This window comes from Actinomadura sp. KC345 (assembly GCF_004348515.1).
Classification (GTDB): Bacteria; Actinomycetota; Actinomycetes; order Streptosporangiales; family Streptosporangiaceae; genus Spirillospora.
In genome coordinates, this window is the sequence record NZ_SMKH01000379.1 from 1 (window position 1) to 6,373 (window position 6,373).

The window sequence follows — 6,373 nt, forward strand, 5'->3', positions numbered from 1 at the left end:
TGTGTATAAGAGAGAGGAGCAGGGCTTCCACGTCCACCTGGACAACTTCGAGGGGCCGTTCGACCTGCTGCTCGGGCTGATCTCCAAGCACAAGCTCGACATCACCGAGGTGTCGCTCCACAAGGTCACCGACGACTTCATCGCGCACATCCGCTCCCACGGCAGGGACTGGGACCTCGACCAGGCCAGCCACTTCCTGCTCGTCGCCGCGACCCTGCTCGACCTCAAGGCCGCCCGGCTGCTGCCGTCCGGCGAGGTCGACGACGAGGACGACCTGGCCCTGCTGGAGGCCCGCGACCTGCTGTTCGCGCGGCTGCTCCAGTACCGCGCCTACAAGGAGGTCGCGCAGGTGCTCGCCCGGCGGATCGCCGACGCGAGCCGCCGGTTCCCCCGCGTCGTGCCGATGGAGCCGCGGTTCGCGAACCTGCTGCCCGAGGTGCTGCTCGGCCTCGGGCCCGAGGAGTTCGCCCGCCTCGCCGCCAGGGCCTTCACGCCCAAGGAGCCCCCGTCGGTCTCCGTCGAGCACATCTACCAGCCGAAGGCCAGCGTCACCGAGCAGGCCGCGATCGTCGTGGAGCGGCTCCGCAGGCTCCGCGTCACGACGTTCCGCGTCCTCGCGTCCGACGCCGAGGGCACCTACGAGGTCGTCGCCCGGTTCCTGGCCCTGCTGGAGCTGTACCGGGACCAGAACGTCACGTTCGAGCAGGAGGAGCCCCTCGGCGAGCTGCACGTCACGTGGGTCGGCAGCGACGAGGGCGACGTGGAGGTGGGCGACGACTACGAGGGCGCCCCCAAGAAGGACGACGCGAAGGACCAGAGGGACGAGGGAGACGATGACTGAGGAATCCGGCGCGGACGCGCCGGAGCTTCCGGGGCTGCGCGCCTCGATCGAGGCGATCCTGCTGGTGGTGGACGAGCCCGTCACCGAGATGACGCTCGCGCAGCTGCTGGAACGCCCACGCGGCGAGGTCGCGGGCACGCTGCGGGAGCTGGCCGCGGAATACACCGAGCAGGGCCGCGGGTTCGACCTGAGGGAGGTCGCCGGAGGCTGGCGGTTCTACACCCGGGACGTGTGCGCCCCGGTGGTGGAGCGCTTCGTCACCGACGGGCAGCAGGCGAAGCTCACGCAAGCCGCGCTGGAGACGCTCGCCGTCGTGGCGTACCGGCAGCCGGTGAGCCGTGCGCGCGTGTCGGCGATCCGCGGCGTCAACAGCGACGGGGTGATGCGCACGCTGACGCTGCGCGGCCTGGTCGAGGACGCGGGGCAGGACCCCGAGTCCCAGGCGCACCTGTACCGCACCACCGGCTATTTCCTGGAACGGCTCGGGCTCCGCGACCTCGACGAGCTGCCCGAGCTCGCCCCCTTCCTGCCCGACGACCTGCCAGAAGACATTGTTGAGGGAACGTGACCGAGAACGAGGGCGTGCGGCTGCAGAAGGTCCTGGCCGAGGCCGGGATCGGCAGCCGCCGCCACTGCGAGGAGCTGATCGGCGAGGGCCGCGTCACCGTCGACGGGAAGAAGGTGTTCCGGTTCGGTGAGCGCGTCGACCCCCGGAGCGCCGTCATCCACGTGGACGGCAAGCGTGTCGAGACCCGCGCCGAGATGCGCTACTACGCGATCAACAAGCCGCGCGGCGTGGTGAGCACGATGTCGGACGAGCGGGGCCGCAAGTCCCTCGCCGAGTACGTCGACGTGCCCGAGCGGCTGTTCCACGTCGGCCGGCTGGACACCGACACCGAGGGCCTGATCCTGCTCACCAACGACGGCGAGCTGTCGCACCGCCTCACCCATCCGAGCTACGGCGTCTCCAAGACCTACCTGGCCGAGATCCACGGGCCGATCCCGCGGGACCTCGGCAGGCGGCTGAGGGCCGGGGTGACGCTGGACGACGGCCCGGCCAAGGCCGACAAGTTCCGGATCTTCGACCAGGTCGGCAAGCGCATCCTGGTCGAGATCACCCTGCACGAGGGGCGCAAGCACATCGTCCGGCGGCTGCTGAAGGAGGTCGGGTTCCCCGTCCAGCAGCTCGCCCGAATAGAGTTCGGGCCGATCAGGCTGGGTTCGCTGAAGCCGGGCACGATGCGGGCGCTGACCGTCCAGGAGGTCGGCGAGCTGTACAAGTCCGTCGGGCTGTAGGCCGGCGGGGCACGAGGAGGGGGAAACGGCTGTGGCGGTACGCGCGGTCCGCGGGGCGACGCAGGTCGAGGCCGACGACCGGGAACAGATCCTGGAGGCGACCACGGAGCTCGTCTCCGAGGTGATGTCCCGCAACGGGCTGAGCACCGACGACGTCATCAGCGTCGTCTTCACGACCACGCCGGACCTGACGGCGGAGTTCCCGGCGCTCGCCGCCCGCAAGCTCGGCTTCCACGACGTGCCGCTGCTGTGCGCGTCGGAGATCGCCGTCCCCGGCGCGCTGCCCCGGGTCATCCGGCTGATGGCCCACATCGAGACCGGCCGTCCCCGCGCGGACGTCCAGCACGTCTACCTGCGCGGCGCCACGGCCCTCCGCCTCGACATCGCGCAGTAGCGCCCTCGCCGGGCGGGACGCCGGAGGCACCCGGCGGGGCACAGTAGGGTTTGGGCGTGAGTGAGGACGTGGTGGCGCGGCGCATCATCGTGGTGGGGACGGGGCTGATCGGGACCTCGATCGCCCTGGCCATGCGGGAGCGCGGCGCCGAGGTGCTGCTGGTCGACCGGGACGCGGCCGCGCTGGAGCTGGCGGTCGAGCTGGGCGCCGGCGAGGCGCTGCCGGACGGGGCGCACGAGGAGCCCGCCGACCTGGCGGTGCTCGCGGTGCCCCCGGCCGCGGTGGCGGTGACGCTGCTGGACGCGCAGAAGCGGGGCCTCGCCACCGCCTACACCGATGTGGCGAGCGTGAAGGCGCTGCCCCTGGCGCAGGCCGCCGAGCTGGGCTGCGACCTGACGACGTTCGTGGCGGGGCACCCCCTCGCGGGCAGCGAGCGGTCGGGTCCGGCCGCCGCCCGCGCGGACCTGTTCCTCGGCCGCCCGTGGGCGCTGTGCGCGCCCGCGGAGGCGACGCCGGAGACGGTCGAGGTCGTCACCGGCCTCACCCGGGCGTGCGGCGCGATGCCCGTGCGGGTGGACGCCGCCGAGCACGACCGGGCCGTCGCCCTGGTGTCGCACGGCCCGCACGTGGTGTCGGCCGCCGTGGCCGCCCGCCTCACCGGCGCCGACGACGTGGCGCTCGGGCTGTCGGGGCAGGGCGTCCGGGACGTCACCCGGATCGCGGCCAGCGACCCCCGGCTCTGGATCGGGATCCTGTCGGCGAACTCGGCGCCGGTCGCCGACGTGCTGGAGGCCGTCGCGACCGACCTCGCGGTGGCGGCGTCGCTGCTGCGCGACGGCAGCGAGGAGGCCGCCGCCCACGTGGCGGACCTGCTGCTGCGCGGGAACGCCGGCCGCTCCCGCATCCCCGGCAAGCACGGCGGGGACCAGCCCGCCTACGCCACCGTCCAGGTGGTCATCCCGGACCGTCCCGGCGAGCTGGCGATGATCTTCCAGGCGGCGGGGATCGCGGGCGTCAACATCGAGGACGTGGCGATCGAGCATTCGCCGGGCCGCCCGCTGGGCGTCCTGGAGCTGGCGGTGGTCCCGGAGGCGGCCGAGCGCCTGGCCGCCGAACTCCGCGCCCGCGGCTGGTCCGTCCCCGGCTGACGCCCGGCCGGAGCGGTCCGGGGAGTGGGGCGGTGCCGGTAGCCTGGTTCGCCGGGGCCGGACCGGGGGCGTCCGCGCACTCGCGTGGCGGCGAGCGCCGCCGATCCGCCCGCGGCTCCGCGCCGGAGGGCGCCTCAACGGAACAGAGAGGGAGCGATCGTGCCGCTCGTCATCGCCATGGACGGACCCTCCGGGTCGGGCAAGTCCAGTGCGTCCAAGGGCGTCGCCCGCGCGCTCGGGCTCCGCTACCTGGACACCGGCGCGATGTACCGTGCCATGACGTGGTGGATGCTGGACAGCGGCGTGCCGGTCGAGGACGCGAGCGCCGTCGCGGCCCGCGCGCACGAACCGGTCATCGAGTCCGGCACCGACCCGGACGCGCCGGCGATCACGGTCGGCGGGACGGACGTGTCCGGCCCGATCCGCACCCGCGAGGTGACGAACGCGGTCAGCGCCGTCAGCTCCGTCCCGGCGGTCCGCACCCGGCTCGTCGAGCTGCAGCGCGAGATCATCGGGACCGGGGGGATCGTGGTGGAGGGACGCGACATCGGCACGGTCGTCGCCCCGGACGCGCCGGTCAAGGTGTACCTGACCGCCAGCGAGGAGACACGGGCACGGCGCCGGGCGGGGGAACTCGCGGCCGACCCGGGCGCGTCGGTGGCGGTCACGCAGACCGAGCAGGCGCGGCGCGACCGGCTCGACTCCACCCGGAAGGCGTCGCCGCTGACCAGGGCGGGGGACGCGCACGAGATCGACTCGACGGAGCTGAGCCTCGCCGAGGTCATCGAGGCGATCGTCCGCCTCGCCAAAGAGCATGAGTGAGCGGGCGGCCTGAGGGCCCCGCGGAGACGGGACAGTGAGCGATTACGAGATCGAGACGGTGGACGCCGCCGAGGACGTCCCCGAGGACGCGGGGCCCGCGCCGGTCGTGGCCGTGGTGGGGCGGCCGAACGTCGGCAAGTCCACCCTGGTCAACCGGATCCTCGGCCGCCGCGAGGCCGTCGTGGAGGACGTGCCCGGTGTGACCCGCGACCGGGTCGCCTACGACGCGTCGTGGAGCGGCCGCCGGTTCACCGTCGTCGACACCGGCGGATGGGTGCCGGACGCGTCCGGCCTCGCCGCGGCGATCGCCGAGCAGGCGCGGCTGGCCGTCGAGCTGGCCGACGTCGTGATGTTCGTCGTGGACGCGACGGTCGGCGCGACCGACGTGGACGAGGCCGTGGTGGAGATCCTGCGCCGGTCCGGCAAGCCGGTGGTGCTGGTCGCGAACAAGGTCGACGGCGTGGCCGCCGAGTCCGACGCGGCGCTGCTGTGGTCGCTCGGCATCGGCGAGCCGCACCCGGTCAGCGCCCTGCACGGGCGCGGCAGCGGCGACCTGCTCGACGCGGTGCTGGAGGCGCTGCCGCAGGAGGCGCCGCCGGAGACGTTCGGCGAGCCGTCCGGTCCGCGCCGGGTGGCGCTGCTGGGCCGTCCGAACGTCGGCAAGTCGAGCCTGCTGAACAAGGTGGCGGGGGAGCAGCGCGCCGTCGTGGACGCGGTGGCCGGGACGACCCGCGACCCGGTCGACGAGCTGATCGAACTCGGCGGGAGGACGTGGCGGTTCATCGACACGGCCGGGATCAGGCGGCGGCACCGGGAGAACCAGGGCGCCGACTTCTACGCGACGCTGCGCACCCAGTCGGCGCTGGAGCGCGCCGAGGTCGCGGTCGTGCTGGTGGACGCCGACCAGCCGCTCGCCGAGCAGGATCTGCGGATCATCTCGATGGTGATCGACGCGGGCCGGGCGCTCGTCGTCGCCTACAACAAGTGGGACCTGCTGGACGAGGAGCGCCGCCACTACCTGGAGCGGGAGATCGACCGGCAGCTCCACAACGCGCGCTGGGCGCCGCGGGTGAACATCTCCGCCAAGACCGGCCGTCACATGGAGAAGCTGGTGCCGGGCATCGAGACGGCCCTGGAGGGCTGGGGTACCCGCGTCCCGACGTCCAAGCTGAACCAGTTCTTCGCCGACCTCGTGAACTCGCATCCGCACCCGGTACGGGGTGGCAAGCAGCCGCGCGTGCTGTTCGCGACGCAGGCCGGGGTGCGGCCGCCGCGGTTCGTGCTGTTCACCTCCGGGTTCCTTGAGGAGGGCTACCGGCGCTTCATCGAGCGGCGGCTGCGCGAGGAGTTCGGCTTCGCCGGGACGCCCCTCGACATCACGATGAAGATCCGGGAGAAGCGCGGCAAGGGCCGTAAGTAACGGAAATATTCGGCGGGCGGCCCGCCGGGGATCTTTCCCGGGCGGGCCGTGGCATGTCAGGATGCATTCTGCGGGCCCTGGGTAAGTCTTCCATTACTCGGAGATCCCGTGGGAAGTGCACGTACGCGCCGGGGCGGCCGTCTGGACGCCAGGGCACGGGTCGAGGGGTGCCACGTGAAGCTGCTGCTGCTCTTGTCCGTCGCCGCCGTCTGCGTGGCGCTCAGCTTCGCCTGGGCGGAGCCGTGGATCGGCGGTGTCGGCCTCCTGGTCGCCTTCGTCGCCATGTTCACCGACCGCGACGACGTGCGGCTGGACGACGAGCGGGGCAGCTACGAGACCACCAAGTCCGTCCGCAACATGCGCAACCACGACCGCTGAGGCGGTGGCCCGCGAAGGCCGACCGGGTCGCGGCCGCGGCTAGCGTTCGCGGCGCGGCTCGCCCGCGACGGGGC

Annotated in this window: 8 protein-coding genes; all 8 read left to right on the forward strand. The window is 73.1% G+C overall.

Going from position 1 to position 6,373, the window contains the following annotated elements; translation table 11 throughout:
• The first annotated feature begins 1 nt into the window (after position 1).
• The 8 genes from E1281_RS35880 (at position 2) to E1281_RS35915 (ending at position 6,299) form a co-directional block, all read left to right on the forward strand.
• Positions 2-841: a segregation/condensation protein A gene (locus E1281_RS35880; protein ID WP_131884155.1), complete on the forward strand. Its 840-nt coding sequence runs from the start codon at positions 2-4 to the stop codon at positions 839-841.
• On the forward strand, positions 834-1,409 hold the full coding sequence (scpB, locus tag E1281_RS35885; RefSeq protein ID WP_131884156.1) for an SMC-Scp complex subunit ScpB: 576 nt from the start codon (positions 834-836) through the stop codon (positions 1,407-1,409). Before E1281_RS35880 ends, scpB begins: the two co-directional genes overlap by 8 nt.
• Positions 1,406-2,137: a pseudouridine synthase gene (locus E1281_RS35890; protein WP_131884157.1), complete on the forward strand. Its 732-nt coding sequence runs from the start codon at positions 1,406-1,408 to the stop codon at positions 2,135-2,137. Before scpB ends, E1281_RS35890 begins: the two co-directional genes overlap by 4 nt.
• A gap of 31 nt (positions 2,138-2,168) precedes the next feature.
• The gene (gene aroH, locus E1281_RS35895; protein WP_131884158.1) at positions 2,169-2,531 is read left to right on the forward strand and encodes a chorismate mutase; all 363 of its coding nucleotides are present in this window, start codon (positions 2,169-2,171) and stop codon (positions 2,529-2,531) included.
• Between the two features lie 56 nt (positions 2,532-2,587).
• Positions 2,588-3,679, forward strand: coding sequence for a prephenate dehydrogenase (locus E1281_RS35900; protein WP_279433683.1), 1,092 nt, complete (start codon positions 2,588-2,590; stop codon positions 3,677-3,679).
• A gap of 159 nt (positions 3,680-3,838) precedes the next feature.
• Positions 3,839-4,501, forward strand: a complete 663-nt coding sequence (gene cmk / locus E1281_RS35905; protein ID WP_243717741.1) for a (d)CMP kinase — start codon at positions 3,839-3,841, stop codon at positions 4,499-4,501.
• A gap of 34 nt (positions 4,502-4,535) precedes the next feature.
• Positions 4,536-5,921, forward strand: a complete 1,386-nt coding sequence (gene der / locus E1281_RS35910) for a ribosome biogenesis GTPase Der (protein WP_165959253.1) — start codon at positions 4,536-4,538, stop codon at positions 5,919-5,921.
• Positions 5,922-6,029: 108 nt separating this feature from the next.
• Complete coding sequence (locus tag E1281_RS35915; RefSeq protein ID WP_243717742.1) at positions 6,030-6,299, forward strand: hypothetical protein; 270 nt, start codon at positions 6,030-6,032, stop codon at positions 6,297-6,299.
• Positions 6,300-6,373 lie beyond the last annotated feature (74 nt).

Excerpts from the sequence above, each read along its gene's own strand:
- scpB (WP_131884156.1), top strand. The coding sequence starts at position 834 with ATGACTGAGGAATCCGGCGCGGACGCGCCGGAGCTTCCGGGGCTGCGC.